The organism is Legionella fallonii LLAP-10, assembly GCF_000953135.1.
Taxonomy (GTDB): Bacteria; Pseudomonadota; Gammaproteobacteria; order Legionellales; family Legionellaceae; genus Legionella; species Legionella fallonii.
Map to the genome: position 1 here is coordinate 2,765,761 of NZ_LN614827.1, position 16,363 is coordinate 2,782,123.

Consider the following 16,363-nt stretch of genomic DNA (forward strand, 5'->3'; position numbering starts at 1 on the left):
GAGACTTTCGTGTACACCCCCGTTCTGCGCTCCATTTCTCCTCACAATTCATCCTCTGTCGCAAGTTTGGAAAGAGGTCTATTAAAACTATTTAGTCTAGTGAAACAACCCACAACGACTATGTCTCTTATTTGACCTGGAAAATAAGGAATAAATAATCTACACTTTGGTTAAACAAAGAACTCAGGATTTCATGATGAAATGGATAGTACTGATTGGAATTGCCGTATTAGCGTCTGGATGTTGTTGCGTGACTTCCAGCGAAATCGTTCAATACAGACAAGTAACAGTTGCTCCAGTTGTTGAGCCAGTAATATTGGATGTTGATTACCCCGGTCCCTTAGACGTAACAACTACTACTATAGATTATTACTAACTCCCTGTAGTGTACCTAACGCTATTGATTGTTAGCTTTCACAATAGACGTTAGGTATTTATGAAATATTCAATCTCAGTGCAAAAAGAAAGACAAATACAGGAATATGTCCGGTACAGAAATCTAGGGCGCTTAATGTAGCCTTAAGAAAGTCTTAATCGGCTCTTAAGTTTTGCAAGCCTATAATATAAAAAGTAGCGGCTGTGGAAGAGGTAACAGTATGGCAAATGAACTCATGGAAAGACAGGCCAAGGCCCAAGCAACATACATGAATGAGTTAGCACAACTTGCTAAAGCCAAAGCAGAACAAAATGGAAATAATCTAGCATTTGACCCCCAAGGACGCCTATTAGTCCATGTCACTCCAAGTGAAAATGAAATCATCAATATCGTTAGGGAAATCAATAGAGTTTCAAGAAGCAATTTTCCATTAAGCAAAAAAGGACTAGATGCAGCTCTTGGCAAAGAATTAATTCCCACGACACCGACGACCACAGTAAGTCTCGATGTGAATAACAATGATGTTTTGCTCGCCAAATTTAATAAGCAATTAAATGGCGCCTTAAGCAAAGCAGGGGTCGATAAACCTCAAGAAATAATAGCGAAGCTCCAAGAAACTCCCAAAGGGAGCATCATCGCACTACAACAGGAATTTGATTTCCATCTAAACCTTGTTTCGCGTGTTTACTCAAAAGCAGTTCCAGCACTAACTGAAGGTAAAATGATGGCGGTTCATCAAGCCACCATGCTTAAAGTCAATCAATTAGTTATGGATACTTATGCTAAAGCGCTAAAAAGCGCAATGAAAAGAGATGGAACACTTGATGTAGCTAAGTTAAATAAATCGCTTGATAAAGCCCGTAAAGAATTATTGCCTCAAGTCCACACCCTAATGATGCAACAAATTGTCCAACAAACGGGGATCATTTTATCAAAAAAAATGATCGAAGACGTTCAAATAGAACTATCCGAGAGCACTGAAGAGTTAGTCTCGTTAAAGCACATCGCCGAAGGAACTACTGCTACGGCTAATGATGTGTTACATCTTGATCAGGACCTAGGCATAGCCACCTTAATTGCAGGTAGCGACAATACAGCACATGAACGAATTCAAGGCAGTCAATTTGCTCATAGACAACTAATTACCCATGGCTTAAATGGATTAGGAGAAATTGCCGCAAATGAACACACGCGCATGCAAATTCGTACGCCTTCTCCTGTCTTAAAAGAGGGCTTACCCGGCGATAATGCCTACATCAATGATGTTGCAGAAAAATTAAAAACGATTAAAAAGGAATATAATTTAGGAGCCCTATTAACTGAAAGAGAGCGCAAGCCTAAAGCCTTTATCTACAATAGTTACACCGCCATCAATGATGGCCCAGATGATTTTCTTGGCACCATTGGTTTGAACGAAAATCTTCAAACTCAAAGTGCCGGACACATCCTACGGGGAATGCATCGTTATAACGTCAAACAATTACGTGATAAGACTCAAGAACCCGTATTCTGTTTTGTGCAGAATATCTCGGTTAATGGATTCGGAGATTCACTTGGCTATGATACAGGCAATGTATTAAGAGAAGAATCGACTCTAATGAGTGAAATGGCCTTATTACATACTTTATATGATAAAGCTCTTCCTCCAGAACAAGAGCAAATTAGTCAAATATTCCAAAAATATAAAGACTACCTAGAACGTTCTCCCCAACGCGAATCCTATTTTTCTAGCTCCGCCGAAGGACGTGAAGCAAAACAATCAATTCAAGAAATTAAAAAAGCTTGGAAGTCCCAAGTATCTCCCGAATCAGAGTCACTCCTAGACAACGTGCAACTGGGCTTAAAAAATTTAATGGCTCATGATTTACATTTTAATCATGAATACGCCAAACTAACTCAGGTCTTGTCAGTTTATGCTGAAGAAGCTTCTATTGGTGGATGTAAAAGCGGAAATGAGCGAGCGCAAGCAATTAATGGTCGTGTCGCCATATTAGACAGTCTAGCTAATGGCAAACAATCCGCAGGGATGACACTGATTAGTAAAGCTCTTAGTAAATTAGCTCATGGTGGTGAACAGGTTCCTCAAACGGCAAAACAATTAAAAGCGACTCTTGATAGTGAATACAATAAAGTGGGCCTACAAGGTGCGGCTTCTCTAGTCAGTTTAGTAGACCAAGGAGCCTCTGCGAAAGTTTGAAGCTAAAGATGGAGAAGTTGGTATATTGACCTCGAGGAACTACGCAGAAGAACAAAAGTCAGTAATGACCAATCTGCATCAAGAAAAAGCTGGGGCGATGCAAGCTCATAAAAGTTTAACCAAAATGCTAATGAATGCCTGGGAGGGTTTCCCCCCGTCATTTTGGGATAGAATGAAGTCTGGCCCCTTAAAAGTAGCTGGCGGAATATTAGGAGTTATCCTTTTGGTCTTTACCCTCCCTTACCATCTCTATGACAATTGGCAAAGGCAATCTAAAACTCTTGAGGCCAATGTTGCTCTAAAAGCAGAAACTTATGATACAGAAAACCCTGACACTATAATGCACGAGAACGAAGATAGCTCTGAAAAAATACGCAGAGCTTTATCTAATACCTCTCAAGAACAGTCTAATAAACAATCTTCTCTATCTGAAAAGGAACCAAGACACAGCAAAAGTTTAGTTTCTTCATTATTACAATCCATGCAAACTACCGCACCAACGATCCAACAACCCGGTGTTACTCCTACCGCTAATGATAATAATGAGGAACCATCAAGAACGGCTTTAAAGACCAAATAAAGGGAGAAAACGAAGATTCAGAAAAATCCCCGCCGATCGTCTAAAGTAGACAAAACCTATTTTTTCATGATAAACAAAGATACTTCTTGGTTACCGTGTAGATTATGAGAAAAATATCCCTTTTTATTTTTTGCTCCTTTGTCACCATAACTTCCTTTGCCCTACCCCAAGGATTTGTTTATTTGCATGATGTTGCTCCTGATATCATTCAAGACATGCGTTATGCCACGTCTAATAATTTTATTGGCAACTCCATTCCTGGATATAAAAAAGGAGTATGCATAGTCACCCAACAAGCAGCCGAGCAATTAAAAAAAGCACAAAAGGAAATTAAAGCCAAAGGTTATAGTCTTAAAGTGTATGATTGTTACAGGCCGCAACGCGCAGTCAATTACTTTTATCAATGGAGCCAAAAGAGCGCCGATCAACGCCAAAAAGCCGCTTTTTATCCCCGCGAACCCAAAGACCAACTCTTTAAACGAGATTACATTGCCTTATCCTCTGGACATACTCGCGGTAGCACCGTTGATCTGACCTTAGTCAAATTAAATAGTCCTGCTAAAAAACAAAATTCAATACCCTTTACTCGTTGTTATGATATATCGCCAAACTATGCAGACGATGACTCCATTGATATGGGCACTCGTTTTGACTGCCTCGACAGGACTGCTCATATTCATTATGACCATCTCAGCAAAAGCCAAAAAGAGAATCGTCTACTATTGCAACAATTGATGATCAAAAATGGTTTCAAGCCCTATTTGTATGAATGGTGGCATTACACACTAAAAAAAGAACCCTATCCAAATACTTATTTTGATTTTCCAGTTAGTTGATTGATCGTTTTTGGATCATAAAGTATAATCCTGTTCCGTTGAATCAACTAATGTAACTGCCAACTATTTTTATTTATGGAGGATTATTAATGCGCATACCCAAACTGTTGTTACTCTCCTTAGCATTGAGTGCTAACTCATTTGCTCAAGAAGCTAAAGTGATTGGAACAATTGACCATACATTCACCGCTCCAAAAAATAAAGCAATCAGTGCAAAACCAACGATACAACATATCAAATTACTTAAAATAAAATTATCTAAACCGGCTATCGATCTGCTAAAAAACAGGATGACCGTTACAGTCAATAAAACCAACAAAGCATCGCTCATGGCGAGCAATCTTCCTCGTAAAGTAGAGTTAGGCATGGGCAATGTCCCTGTTCTGGATCAAGGCAATTTTGGCTCCTGTGTTACCTTTGCTAACACAGCTGCAGTCAATGCTGCACTCAATCAAGGTGACTACATCAGCCAACTCTGTCAGTTACAATTAGGTACATACCTAGAAAAAAATGGCTATAATCCTAGTGGCTGGAATGGTTCCTACGGTCGACTAGTATTAAATCAAATGGAAACATTTGGCATAGTAAGTAAAGAACAACAAAAAACTGCTGGTTGTGGCGGTTTGACTGAATATCCTGAAACGGAGCAGTCTTTGTCCAATCCAGGAATGACTCCTGAAGAATATCATCAGCTCAGTGAAGATCTCTCTCAAAAGACCATACGTTGGTCCTCTATTCTCGATCTTTTTCAGGCGCTTCTTGATAGAACAGATACCGATAAAACCATTCATGACATTAAAGTAGCATTGAATGAAAATGACCGAGTCACTTTTGGTGTACTCCTTCTAGATTTTGATCTGGGCTTCGCAGGAGCAGTTGGGACACGTAATGCAACTTATGATACCTGGGTACTTACACCTGAAATAGCTCGTGACATTTATTTACGACCATTATTCGGCGGACATGAAATGATCATTACAGGGTACGATGATGATGCTGTTGCCACTGACGAACAAGGAAGACAACACAAAGGTTTATTTACCCTGCGTAATTCCTGGGGAGAAAACGTTGGTGATCATGGAAACTTCTATATGAGTTATGACTATTTTAAAGTACTAGTCAATGAAGCTCATCGTATACGCTATCTGCCTAATGAAGATGAAACCCCACAATCATAATCCTAATTCATGATAAGTTCGACACAGAAGTAAGTCGGGCAGCAACGTGGATAAGACAGTATTTGTAGCCTGGGTGTTGCGCTAGCACTGCGCCCAGGCTTGTATGAAATAAAATCCGAAAGAATATGTTTCTTTTTATGCGAGCAAGCAAAAACGTTCATCTCCATTAAGACAATTAGAAAAAGATATCTCTGACTTTGCAGAAACCCACCCAGTAGTAAAGTGTAAATTTCCCGAGCTTATCCCTCATAAAAAGAATTCTCTATCTATACTTATTTCTATGCTATGCATTTTACGCGCTAACTTTTGCCTAGCAGCATAAAAGGATATCCCCCTCTTTTATGCAGAACTCTCATTATTTTACTGTCTTCACAATCTAGAGAAATCATTGGGTATGTAGTGAGCAGCAGAAAACTAAAGACATCGAACCCAATGTCTTTTTCTAGGCTTAACTACAAGGAGAACTATATGACACGGATTAGTCGATTAGTTGTACTGGGTGATAGCTTATCAGATAGAGGAACTCTTGATAAACGTGAGCTCCTAGGTTTTATTCCTATGGGTTTATTGTCCGGTTTGTATGGCAAATCCCCCAAAGGCCGATTTACCAACGGATATCTTTGGGGAGATTATTACTGCTCTGCTGTAGCAGAAGGATTTGAAATTGAGCATCAGCGCAACAAGCTCAAATTGCAGCATACCGCCGCTGCTAATGCCGATATTAGTGATGAGTTCCTAACTGATATCGCTTTACTCAAACGAAATGAGACAGCATTTAGTCTTAATGATGATAAGCACATTCTATTTAACGGGGAACGATTTGCACGATTCTATTGTGAAGGTGGCCTAACGTCCTATGATTACTCAACAACCATTACTATTGATCCCTCCAAAGAAGTTTCTCGGCTTATCTTATCTACACTAGAAAAAAAACGAAACGCGCTTTTTGCTGATGATAAAAAGTATGCCATTTCTAACGCAGAAAAAGCAGCAACTTTAATTATTGAGTGGTCTGGAGCCAATGACTTAATCACTGTAAACGAAAGACCTACTCACACTGAAGTAGATAATGCTGTTAATGAGCGCATCAAAAATATAGAGTTATCAATCCAAAAAGGTTATAGGAATTTTATTCTATTTAACCTGCCCGATCTCGGATTAACCCCTCGATATCAAGCGAAAAGCCAATGGGAACGAGATAACGCCTCAGAATGTTGTGACTATTTCAATAGAAAGCTTGCTGAACGCTGTGCTGAGCTTAATCAAAAATATAAAGATCTCCATATCCCTATTAATCTTTATATTGACGATATTAATACTGATTTTAAAAAAATATATGACAATCCTGAGCAATATGGATTTGATAAAAGCAAGCAAAAAACCCCATTTACTTCATCTGAACAGTTTGAAAAGGATAAAGAAAATCCAGAATATGAAAAAGATAAACTGTCGCCTGCGGATGGTTATATGTTCTGGGATGATGTTCATCCAACAGAAGACATGCACAACCGATTAGGAGAAATATTTAAAGAAAAGTTCCGCTCTATTTTTGAGTTTAATCCCCCTCAAAAAACGGCTAAATCATGTAAAGAAGATTATGATATTTTATGCAAAAACTCTTTCTTTGCAGAAGAAAAAGCAAAACCCATCCCACGAGTGAAATTACCTGACGACATCACCCAAATTCTTGATGAAATGCATGAGCATGCAAAAGAAATGTGTGAATCAAGTGATGCCATCCGTCAAAAAAAAGGAGATCTATTAAAGCGACTCATCTTTGCTTTCAGGAGTCACAACGGAAATCTAGAAGAAATACATGAGGTCATTTCTACCTTTAAGTTGAATACTCATGCTATGAAAATAATAGGAACACACCAAAATCCTATTTATGATTTTTTTGTTGGCAAAAAAACAACTCGCTCAGAAGATACAATTACTCTCTTAGAAAATACGGTGAGAGCACATTTAGAACCGGCCACTAAACAAATGAGTATCTAATTTTGAGTCTGTAATACGGTAGCGTTGCAACTTGAATGTCAGCCCATAGCCCTTCTTCCATTAAGTTAAGAAGGAATATGACCTCTCTACGTCCCGCGCTTTATGCGCGGGATCCAAACTTTATTAACATCCGCGCTCTGTTTCCCCTCACCGTATTCTCTCTGTATTGGGCTTTCGAATAAATCTAATTATTTGCTAAATCATCCAATGCTCGATCGACTACTCGATACACTATCCAATCATCCAAGGCTACAGCACCAATACTTTTATAAAAATTAATGGCAGCCTCATTCCAATCTAATACTCGCCATTCTAATCTTCCGCAATTTCTATCCTTAGCCAACTTAGCCAAATAAGCTAACATAATTCTTCCTACTCCCTGCCCACGCGCTTCTGGTTTAACATAGAGATCTTCTAAGTAAATTCCTGGCTTACCTAAGAAAGTAGAAAAATTGTGAAAAAATAATGCGAAGCCAACTGCTTTGTCGTCCAAATAGCCGATAATTACTTCTGCATGAGATTGAGCACCAAATAAGGTTTCCTGTAATAGTTCTTCAGTTGCTACGACCTCATGAAACAATCGCTCATATTCTGCTAGTTCTTTAATAAATTGCAAAATTAAAGGAACATCAGAAATCGTGGCACATCTAATTTCAATGCTATGGTTCATATTTAATCCAATTTCTTTATTTTAAAATCTAAAATAGGCATAACCTAGATTAAGATTTTATGTACTATACTATTAATAAATCATCTCTACTTCGTATTTTACGACAGTAGTCTAGATGAGGAAATAAATAACCAATATCCTCAAGATGAGGTTTTTCCTTTAAAAATCATATCTTATAAAATAGTTATTATTAGGAAAAGTCTTTGTAAAAATTAGTAAATACGATAACAGGAAAATAGTTATTATAAATACTAATGGATCAATAGGCCTCTTCAGACACTCTACTGAGAGGTGAATAAAGAATGCAGCTGAACTGTATTAATGTATGATATAAGGAGCAATACAATGCACAATTCAGTCCATTTTCCAATACACGTAGTATTTCTTAATTTTGAACACTCACAAGCTCTTGAAGACAAGGCTCGCAAACATGCTGAAAAATTAGGAACCTATTGCGCACAGATTATGCGTTGTGACATCAGTATTGAAATGCACCGCAATCATAATCAGGGTAACATTTATCATATTCGCATCGATCTTACTGTTCCTAATGCAGAGCTCGTTGTCAATCGTGACCCTGCTGATAATCATGCCCATGAAAATGCTTATGTTGCAATGAGAGATGCATTTAATGCGATAAAAAGACAGCTTAAATGTCATGTAGACAAGCAACGTGGTTCCGTCAAGCATCATAAAACGCCACCAGAAGGACTTATTCGTGAAATTGCACCAATAGCAGACTATGGAATTATTGAAACTATTGATGGCAGAAGACTACGTTTTAACAGTAAAAGCGTCATTGATTATGATTTCAACAAATTAACTGTAGGAGGACGAGTTCGATTTGTTGAAGCAACAAAAAGCAGTGACGGGCCCGCCGCGAGTACTGTTTATATTATCTAATTATTGAAGTAGGTCGGGCAACAAATTGTCCGACAAGGAACTCCTACCAAACTCAAAAATGCTGAATTACCGCAGCATCGACCGCGGTATCCATAAATGGAGCCACGCGAGGATTCGAAATGTCTTAACTTAACGTCAGCTTTGGATAAGAAGCTTATTAGATCGAGTCGCTATCTCGATCCGTTAGCCCTGAGGAGGGCAAGGTAAAATCTGAGTTTCTTATCCGAAATTCACGTTAACTTAATGACCGAGCCCCAAAAAGGCTCCGCATTCAGATTAATTAATCATATAGGTTTTATTACACACATTTTGCGGGACGCGTGCACTTTTCACCCCATAAAACAAGTCTTGCTCTAAAAAATTACATACCTGTTCCACACTTAAATTATCCAGACATTGCGCTAAGTTTTTAGTGTCACAATTAGGAAAAATAGCCTCTAAAGGCCCCAAGGCCTGATATTGTTCTTGCCCCCAGCCGTTTAAGTCCGTCGTGTAATAAGTGGTATAATTTTTAATTGCCATTTGTTGATCTAAAGTAAAAATCTTCATTCCCGGATTATTATGATGATTACGGCTAATGGAAGGAGTCGAATAAACATAGATATTACGCCCGTCTTTTAAATGAATTTTTCTCAACTCATCCATGTGCGTATGGGAACTAAGAAGAGTGATCTGCTCAAAAGAGGAGTGATATTGCTCTAATAGATTGATAAGATTCTGTGTATATTGTTCTTGCCAAAATGGATTTCCGGCATATGAATTACCTGGAGGAATATGCATAGCGATTAATAATTGCTTGGCGTGCGAATTTTGTAATTGTTGCTCTAACCACTTAAATTGAGCTGTAGCATCTCGTTCCTGATTAGGATATTTAGGAGAGAAAATAGTTGGCTTTATCAATTGTGTTGAATTTAAAGCAATTAACATAACGTCCTTATTGCCAGGAACAACATAACTAGAATAATAACCTTCACTATGCATATGGGAATCATCTATCATTAAACCTTCGCAATAAGCACAAGCACCGGTCCAATCTGTTGCCAACGTCAAAGGAGATTTACCATTGGACTCAAATGGCTGATAGTTACCCAACAGAGAATCATTATTTCCTGTAATATAAAACATTGGTTTTTTTCCTTGATTCGCCTCATATAATCCATGAAATACAGTTTTCTCAAACTCTTCTTTCTTTGAGGTAACAAACAATGAATGAGTAGGGAGATCTCCCAGAATAAGAATAAAGTTTACATTTTTGCTTAATTGCTGCAGTTGATTCAAAGTTATTTGCAAAAACTCATCGCCCGTATCATGCCCCTGTTGTGATTTGTTTTCACTACCGTAATGAATATCACTAATGGTTAAAAACTCTTGAGTCGCGAAAGCCGATTGCAAAAAGCATAAGCACAATAAAAGAACTTGCATTATACGAGCCAATTGATTCTCCGTTTTTTAGGTGAGTGTTTACGTAATGACGTCTACTTAAGCTTTTATAGGTAGCCTAGAAGTTCCGCATTAACCTCGGCTCCCGGATTACGACTTCGTCTAATCCAGGCTACACATTATTAAGTAAACGATTACTTTTTTAAGCCTCTTCCAAAACACTACCCTACTGAGTTTATCGAAAAAAAGATAATATAGCATAGAAAAATGTCATTGCGATCATTGGTGAAGCAATTAGGGCGCTATTTTATTATCAGACCGCTAGAATTGCCACATGCCACCATAACTGTCTTTATACCGCTTCGCGGATAATCCAAGAACGTTTTCCTTGAGAATCAGGTGTTGCTGTTTGTACCCAAAGCATCATTGGCTTAGCTGATGGGGTAACCGACAAAACGTTTGAGGATAAAGCAACAGCAAAAGGATATTTAGCCGCTACTGACTGTAAGGCAGACCATACTTTATTAGCATCCGATTGATTATCAGTAACGATTAATTCATTTCCTCTATAAATAACATCCACTGCCTGTCCTTTTAACGCGGCCCTAACTAAGGATTCCAAACGCCGCCATTTAGCCTGATGTGCCCGCTGTACTTCTCCCTGAGTGGGATTACTCTGAAACTTAATACGACTGTGAGGAGCAAATACCCTGGCTAATCGACTGGAGACTGGACTTTGTTGTAAAAAATAAGTACATAAGGCATCGATCAAAGGACGACCAGGCCCGGCCGATTTGCCAGGCACTCGATTGATAAACATCGCAAAAGCTAGAGTATGACCATTTGCTGAATATAAATAACCGGAGAGGCTATTCATACCAGTCATAGTTCCAGTTTTAGCGCGAACGAAGCCTTGTTGCGTGGGAATCTTAAATCGTTTCTGTAAGGTACCGTCACGACCCGATATAGGCAAGGCAGCAATGTACTCATAAGACAAAGGAAAACGTTGATATAAAAACTTTAATAATGAAATGGTTTGCTCAGGCGTTACCAAATTATAACGCGATAAACCTGAACCATCGGTAAAGATCGCTTTTTTAAAATCAATACCTGTTTGTTGTTCTAAAAAGTTTTTGATCACAGGCTGTGCATCATTCCAATTCACAGCAAAACCTTTAAGTTTAGCTGCGGCGTGAAGATACAAACTATCCGCATATAAATTATCTGAAGGCTTTAGCGTATCTGCCATTAATTGAGAAACGGGCTTGGAATACTCTGTAGCAATCAATAAAGAACCCACAGGTGCTTTACCTAATTGCACTTGACCATTAAGTGTAATATTAGCTTTCGCTAACTGATTTTTGATCATCTCCTGGGAAAACACCAACGGGTTTTTAATCGCTAAACGCTGTTGCACTGCCCATTGACCAACAGCAACACAACCGCGTACTGTTAATTTATTTTCATTATCCAAAGTAAAACCAACACCACAACCTTTAGCATTAGCCGCAGTTTTAACTTGATTATTTAAAACAATGCCCCCTTCGTTATCATCTTCCATTTCAACTATGGCCGGCTCACCTACCTTAGCACCAGGATTAACTGTAACGGTAAGCCTATTGGCATCAAGCATTAGCGGTGCTATAGGAGCCCCATAACTATACGATAAATCTGAAGTTAACCAGCCTGGTGGATAAGCAGGAACAGCGGCAAGGCTACTGTCAATATACACATTGCCCTGAATGGCGCTGATTTTCCAATCTTTAAGGGCCGCCAGCAACGTTCGCAAATCCTTACGGGTAAAAGAAGGATCACCACTTAAATGCAAATAAAGGTTGCCTTGCAAAACACCTTGCTGCAATTGAGTGGCATTGGTGCTTAGTTGGTTTTTGAAACGATAATCTGGACCTAAAGCCATTAAGGCAGCTGCTTCAGAAAACAACTTCATGTTACTTGCAGGAATAAATAAACGCTCAGCATTACGCTTATAGAGTGTGTCGCCAGAAGATAAGTCAACAACAACCATCCCAAGATTAACGCGCGGATTCAGACGATTAATCAGTCTATCCACATCAATTTGCATACTGGCTCCAAAAGACGACATCGCTCCTAGAGACCATAAACACACGCCAGTTAGCACCTTGTTCATCAAGGTATATTCCTTAAAAATAAATAATAAACTCTTGACCTAATCATATCTTAAGCCCAAGCGCTCCAAAAGGCCTGCTAAGGTATCATTATCGAAAAATTTGACTTGTAACCATCCACCAGCCGCATTATCGTTTATTATTTGTACAGGTGCGCCTACTTGTTCTGATAGCAATGTTTGTAACCGCTCTACGTCTCTATCCTTTTTCGCGTTTTGGGGTTGCCCGACGCTCTTGCTTTTATGTAATTTTATTGCTTGCTCTAATTGTCTTACCGACCATTGCTCATCAAGCGCTTTAGAAGCAAACCATTCTTGCTGATCTGGACTTAGCCCAACTAAAACCCGAGCATGGCCTAAAGACAGAACCTTATCACGAATCAAAGTCTTAAGGTGTTCGGTTAGACTTAGCAAACGTAAAATATTCGCGATATGACTGCGTGATTTACCAACTAAGGCCGCAATTTCATCTTGATGATAATGAAATTCATCCATTAAACGACGATAACCATTAGCCTCTTCGATTAAATTTAAATCCTCACGCTGAATATTTTCAATTAAAGTTAAGGCGCAAGCTTGTTTATCAGTATATTCGCCAATAAGACAAGGTACCGCTGTAAGACCCGCTAGCTTGGCTGCTCGCCACCTACGTTCACCAGCAATAATTTCATAGTGCTGTTTTGCAATACGACGAACAACCAAAGGTTCAATTAACCCTTGCGATGCTATAGATTGAGCTAACTCTTGTAGCGCTGAAGAATTAAAGTCTTGCCTTGGTTGATATTGACTTGCTTGTAAATGTTCTATAGGTAAATAACTAAACTCAGTAGTCATGAAACGATACACCAGATAATAGGAACATAAATTGTTTCATAATACATAGAAAAAAGGAAATACCCATGGTTGAATCCCACGCGGCATTAAATAATCCATTAACTTAATGGCAGTGCTTCGTCTACGTACCGCGGCACGCAGACATAAAGGCTTTAAAACTTACTTTATCAATCACACCCATATTAAAAAGTGGGGCTGTTATCCAGATCGGGTTCTAGAGTAGAACCGTTATCCAGATCGGGTTGTGATGACCTGTTGTTCTCGGGTTGTGGCTGGAAGAATCGAATGCCTGAATTATAAGAATTCGCTTTAAATTCCCCTTTCATTAAGGCTGCAACTTCCGGATGAGATTCTAATAAAGCTCTACTTTGTTTGAGAATATAAGAATCTTTAGACTGTTCTCTCGTGGCCAGACGCTCAATCATTGCGATGTAGTGCGCTACAATTTTTAAATCACCTGTGGTTCTCGACGTTGAGTTCAATTTGTCTTGGCAAATAGTCAACATTGCATTAGTACATCCCTTCTCTGCAGATTCTGCCATCATTTCATTGTATTCGTCTGAACCTGGAGAATAGGCTTGAGCCAACCTATATTGTGCTAAAGGATTTAGCTTAGCTAACACCTTCATCTCAGGTATGCGTTTCACAATTTCCATCTTAAGTACCGGATTATCGGGATCCAGTTTTAACTTCTTCACTAAAGAATCAAATTCATGACTCAAATCTAATTGCACTGCCATACCTAACCTCTAACTTATTTACCCACAGCATAAATGTACTAACTTAAGGTAGGATTAACTGGAGCAAAATTTACATTTTTTTTACATTTAGATCTCTTTCCAAACGCCTTACACCACATATGATTAATTTCTCCTTAAAGACACCAAGTGATGAGCTAATTGCTCAATAGAGCCACAATTTAATAAATCCAAAGGATCTATCGAGATATTAAATTTATTTTTTAAATCAACCACAAACTCAGTTAAATGCAGTGAATCCATACCCAAATGAGCAACATCCTTTATTTTATTTATCTCATCTTCGGATAAATTTTTCTTCGCCTTAATCCAACTCAATAGCCATTTATGTACGTCGTTTGGGGCATAACTTGGATGATGTACAGCAGTGACTATTGAATGCGCTTCATCTTTTGTTCGCCAATGACCAATAATGGGCAGTGATTTATTAAGAAATAATTGTTTTGTCTTTTGTCTTTGAATTTTACCGCTAGTAGTTTTTTGTAGTGTTTTTGCCGGAATCAGCACTATTTCATAAGGAGCCAATCCATGAGATTTGCTCACCGCATTTTTTATTGCATCAATACACTCTTCATTATTAAAGATCTTAGATGACACTATTTCTGAAACAATAACTAATTTTTCCTCGAAGGCACTATTAATTGAAAAAGCAACGGTATATCCCTGTTTTATTCCCGAATAACATTGCTCTATTGTTTGCTCTATGTCATGTGGATAATAATTATGGCCACGGATAATAATTAAATCTTTAAATCGCCCCGTAATATATAAATGTTCTTTATGAATAAACCCAAGGTCTCCAGTTCGTAAATAAGGCCCCGAACCATCCTGTAAAAAGGAAGTAAATATCTGATTTGCATCAACGGAATCCTCCCAATATCCTTGGGCAACATAAGGTCCTTTTAACCAAATTTCACCTATATTATCACTTTTCACTACCGTATTATTTTCGGTGTTAACAATAACAACCTCTTGATCTGGCAATAACTTACCACAGCTATAAAGTAATTTTCCTTCTACTGCATCCATGGGTAGTACAGAAACGGTATTTTGTCTCAAATCATCTTTATCTAAGTTCAAATAAATTACCGGTTCTTTGCGTCCTTTCATCGACACGGCAACAGTAGATTCAGCAAGACCATATGCCGGTACAAAAGCATCATAATTAAAACCACACTCTTTAAATTTCTCTGTAAAACGCTGTAACGTATCTGCTTGTATAGGTTCTCCACCAGACATTGCTATGTGAAGAGTACTTAAATCTAAATTACTTTTTTGCTCTTCTGTTATTTTACTCACACATAGATCATAAGCGAAATTAGGTGCGGAGGTAACCGTACCGCCATGCTCAGAGATATTATGCAGCCAATTATAAGGGTTTCTGAGAAAATCAAAGGGGGACATAAGATAACAACTAGCACGGTACATGATTGGACCAAATAAATAGCCAATCAATCCCATATCATGATAATAAGGAAGCCAGCTAACTGCCACATCAGACGATGTTACATTTAACCTTGTCTTTATCCCTTCAAGGTTGGAGATGACATTGGCATGATTCATTATAACGCCCTGAGGCTGTCTCGTTGAACCGGAAGTATATTGAATGTAGCAGTGTTCAAATGGTTCAGAATCTATCTCATTCAATTTGAGATTTTTTTCTTTCTTTTTCAACGCATCAAGCTCAACCCAAGGCAAACCAAACATTTGAATCTTATGATGAATAAATGTAGTTTGCGACCAAGAGATTTTAGAAAAATAATTATAAATGGATATAAAAAAAGGGAGCTTTCTTAATCGACCTATTTTTGCTATGGCGTACAGTTTACTAGTTACTTTCTTTTCAGAAAGAATCAATTTAGGCTGCGAATTTTTGACCACGTTTTCAAAACGAATAGCGGACTCGACATTAACCGGTGGAGGCAAGGGAACAGCTATAGCCCCAGATATAATACAACCATAAAATGCAGTAATAAAATTAATGCCAGGTGCAAATAACAATATGACTCTATCCCCGCGTTGGACTTTATTTTGAATTATGGCAGCAATCTCTCTTGCTTTAATGAGCAGCTCAACAAAAGTTATGGATTCTGATGAGTGATTGTCATAGGTTGTAAAAGTGAAGGATTGTGTGGGATTGGTATAAGCAGCGCTTTCTAATAATTCAGCTAAATTTTTATAAGGTTTCGACATAGTAACTTCCTAACTCATTCAATTAGACGAGCAAACCAATAACTGTGATTATTAACTCTAATAAGTTTCTTTCGAAACTCGCTGCAGGAAATCTATGGCTTCCGTGAATGCTACCTTTGTAAATAGCAACTATATATGAACTGCAGACTGCTATCTTTAAGCATCCGTGCCTGCAGTGAGGGAACTGTTCAATTACTGGACAACACTCATATAGTATAGACGATAAAAAATAAAGTTCTTCCTTTTGTAATGAAAATTCGTACCCTAAAAAATTTCCTTATAACTCGATGAGGCAAGAGGTCTAATAAGATTCA

At 38.3% G+C, this 16,363-nt stretch carries 13 protein-coding genes; 7 read left to right on the top strand and 6 right to left on the bottom strand.

From position 1 onward, the window contains the following. Positions 1 to 193: 193 nt before the first annotated feature. The 6 genes from LFA_RS11390 to LFA_RS11415 all read left to right on the top strand — a co-directional run bounded on the left by LFA_RS11390 (position 194) and on the right by LFA_RS11415 (position 7,165). Positions 194 to 376, top strand: a complete 183-nt coding sequence (locus LFA_RS11390; protein ID WP_231865838.1) for a hypothetical protein — start codon at positions 194 to 196, stop codon at positions 374 to 376. Between the two features lie 220 nt (positions 377 to 596). Beyond that, positions 597 to 2,573, top strand: coding sequence for a hypothetical protein (locus LFA_RS11395; RefSeq protein ID WP_045096297.1), 1,977 nt, complete (start codon positions 597 to 599; stop codon positions 2,571 to 2,573). Positions 2,574 to 2,598: 25 nt separating this feature from the next. Then, complete coding sequence (locus LFA_RS11400) at positions 2,599 to 3,153, top strand: hypothetical protein (RefSeq protein WP_157010345.1); 555 nt, start codon at positions 2,599 to 2,601, stop codon at positions 3,151 to 3,153. 104 nt (positions 3,154 to 3,257) lie between these two features. Then, entirely contained in the window at positions 3,258 to 3,989 is a 732-nt protein-coding gene (locus LFA_RS11405) for a M15 family metallopeptidase (protein WP_045096299.1), read from the top strand. Between the two features lie 89 nt (positions 3,990 to 4,078). Then, positions 4,079 to 5,167: a C1 family peptidase gene (locus LFA_RS11410; protein WP_045096300.1), complete on the top strand. Its 1,089-nt coding sequence runs from the start codon at positions 4,079 to 4,081 to the stop codon at positions 5,165 to 5,167. Between the two features lie 468 nt (positions 5,168 to 5,635). Beyond that, positions 5,636 to 7,165, top strand: a complete 1,530-nt coding sequence (locus tag LFA_RS11415) for an SGNH/GDSL hydrolase family protein (RefSeq protein WP_065814371.1) — start codon at positions 5,636 to 5,638, stop codon at positions 7,163 to 7,165. Positions 7,166 to 7,349: 184 nt separating this feature from the next. Here LFA_RS11415 and LFA_RS11420 read toward each other — a convergent pair whose 3' ends face one another. Continuing rightward, positions 7,350 to 7,835: a GNAT family N-acetyltransferase gene (locus tag LFA_RS11420; protein ID WP_045096302.1), complete on the bottom strand. Its 486-nt coding sequence runs from the start codon at positions 7,833 to 7,835 to the stop codon at positions 7,350 to 7,352. Positions 7,836 to 8,180: 345 nt separating this feature from the next. Between LFA_RS11420 and LFA_RS11425 the strand changes: the two genes are divergently transcribed. Further along, positions 8,181 to 8,738, top strand: coding sequence for an HPF/RaiA family ribosome-associated protein (locus tag LFA_RS11425; protein ID WP_045096303.1), 558 nt, complete (start codon positions 8,181 to 8,183; stop codon positions 8,736 to 8,738). Positions 8,739 to 9,014: 276 nt separating this feature from the next. On the opposite strand, the gene LFA_RS11430 is transcribed toward LFA_RS11425, so the two are convergent. From LFA_RS11430 to LFA_RS11450, 5 genes are all read right to left on the bottom strand, one after another. Beyond that, the gene (locus tag LFA_RS11430) at positions 9,015 to 10,172 is read right to left on the bottom strand and encodes a metallophosphoesterase (RefSeq protein WP_157010346.1); all 1,158 of its coding nucleotides are present in this window, start codon (positions 10,170 to 10,172) and stop codon (positions 9,015 to 9,017) included. A gap of 298 nt (positions 10,173 to 10,470) precedes the next feature. Beyond that, a complete protein-coding gene (gene dacB, locus LFA_RS11435; protein ID WP_045096305.1) occupies positions 10,471 to 12,267 on the bottom strand; it encodes a D-alanyl-D-alanine carboxypeptidase/D-alanyl-D-alanine endopeptidase in 1,797 nt (598 codons plus the stop codon). Positions 12,268 to 12,306: 39 nt separating this feature from the next. Next, a complete protein-coding gene (locus tag LFA_RS11440; protein WP_045096306.1) occupies positions 12,307 to 13,098 on the bottom strand; it encodes a ParB/RepB/Spo0J family partition protein in 792 nt (263 codons plus the stop codon). 182 nt (positions 13,099 to 13,280) lie between these two features. Beyond that, positions 13,281 to 13,838 (bottom strand): hypothetical protein, encoded by a 558-nt coding sequence (locus LFA_RS11445; protein WP_045096307.1) that lies wholly within the window; start codon positions 13,836 to 13,838, stop codon positions 13,281 to 13,283. A 123-nt stretch (positions 13,839 to 13,961) separates the two neighbouring features. Continuing rightward, complete coding sequence (locus LFA_RS11450) at positions 13,962 to 16,049, bottom strand: AMP-binding protein (RefSeq protein ID WP_045096308.1); 2,088 nt, start codon at positions 16,047 to 16,049, stop codon at positions 13,962 to 13,964. Positions 16,050 to 16,363: the final 314 nt, after the last annotated feature.

Coding starts and splice junctions, on each gene's coding strand:
- LFA_RS11390 (WP_231865838.1), top strand. CDS start 194: ATGATGAAATGGATAGTACTGATTGGAATTGCCGTATTAGCGTCTGGA.
- LFA_RS11395 (WP_045096297.1), top strand. CDS start 597: ATGGCAAATGAACTCATGGAAAGACAGGCCAAGGCCCAAGCAACATAC.
- LFA_RS11405 (WP_045096299.1), top strand. CDS start 3,258: ATGAGAAAAATATCCCTTTTTATTTTTTGCTCCTTTGTCACCATAACT.
- LFA_RS11410 (WP_045096300.1), top strand. CDS start 4,079: ATGCGCATACCCAAACTGTTGTTACTCTCCTTAGCATTGAGTGCTAAC.
- LFA_RS11415 (WP_065814371.1), top strand. CDS start 5,636: ATGACACGGATTAGTCGATTAGTTGTACTGGGTGATAGCTTATCAGAT.
- LFA_RS11420 (WP_045096302.1), bottom strand. CDS start 7,835: ATGAACCATAGCATTGAAATTAGATGTGCCACGATTTCTGATGTTCCT.
- LFA_RS11425 (WP_045096303.1), top strand. CDS start 8,181: ATGCACAATTCAGTCCATTTTCCAATACACGTAGTATTTCTTAATTTT.
- dacB (WP_045096305.1), bottom strand. CDS start 12,267: ATGAACAAGGTGCTAACTGGCGTGTGTTTATGGTCTCTAGGAGCGATG.
- LFA_RS11440 (WP_045096306.1), bottom strand. CDS start 13,098: ATGACTACTGAGTTTAGTTATTTACCTATAGAACATTTACAAGCAAGT.
- LFA_RS11445 (WP_045096307.1), bottom strand. CDS start 13,838: ATGGCAGTGCAATTAGATTTGAGTCATGAATTTGATTCTTTAGTGAAG.
- LFA_RS11450 (WP_045096308.1), bottom strand. CDS start 16,049: ATGTCGAAACCTTATAAAAATTTAGCTGAATTATTAGAAAGCGCTGCT.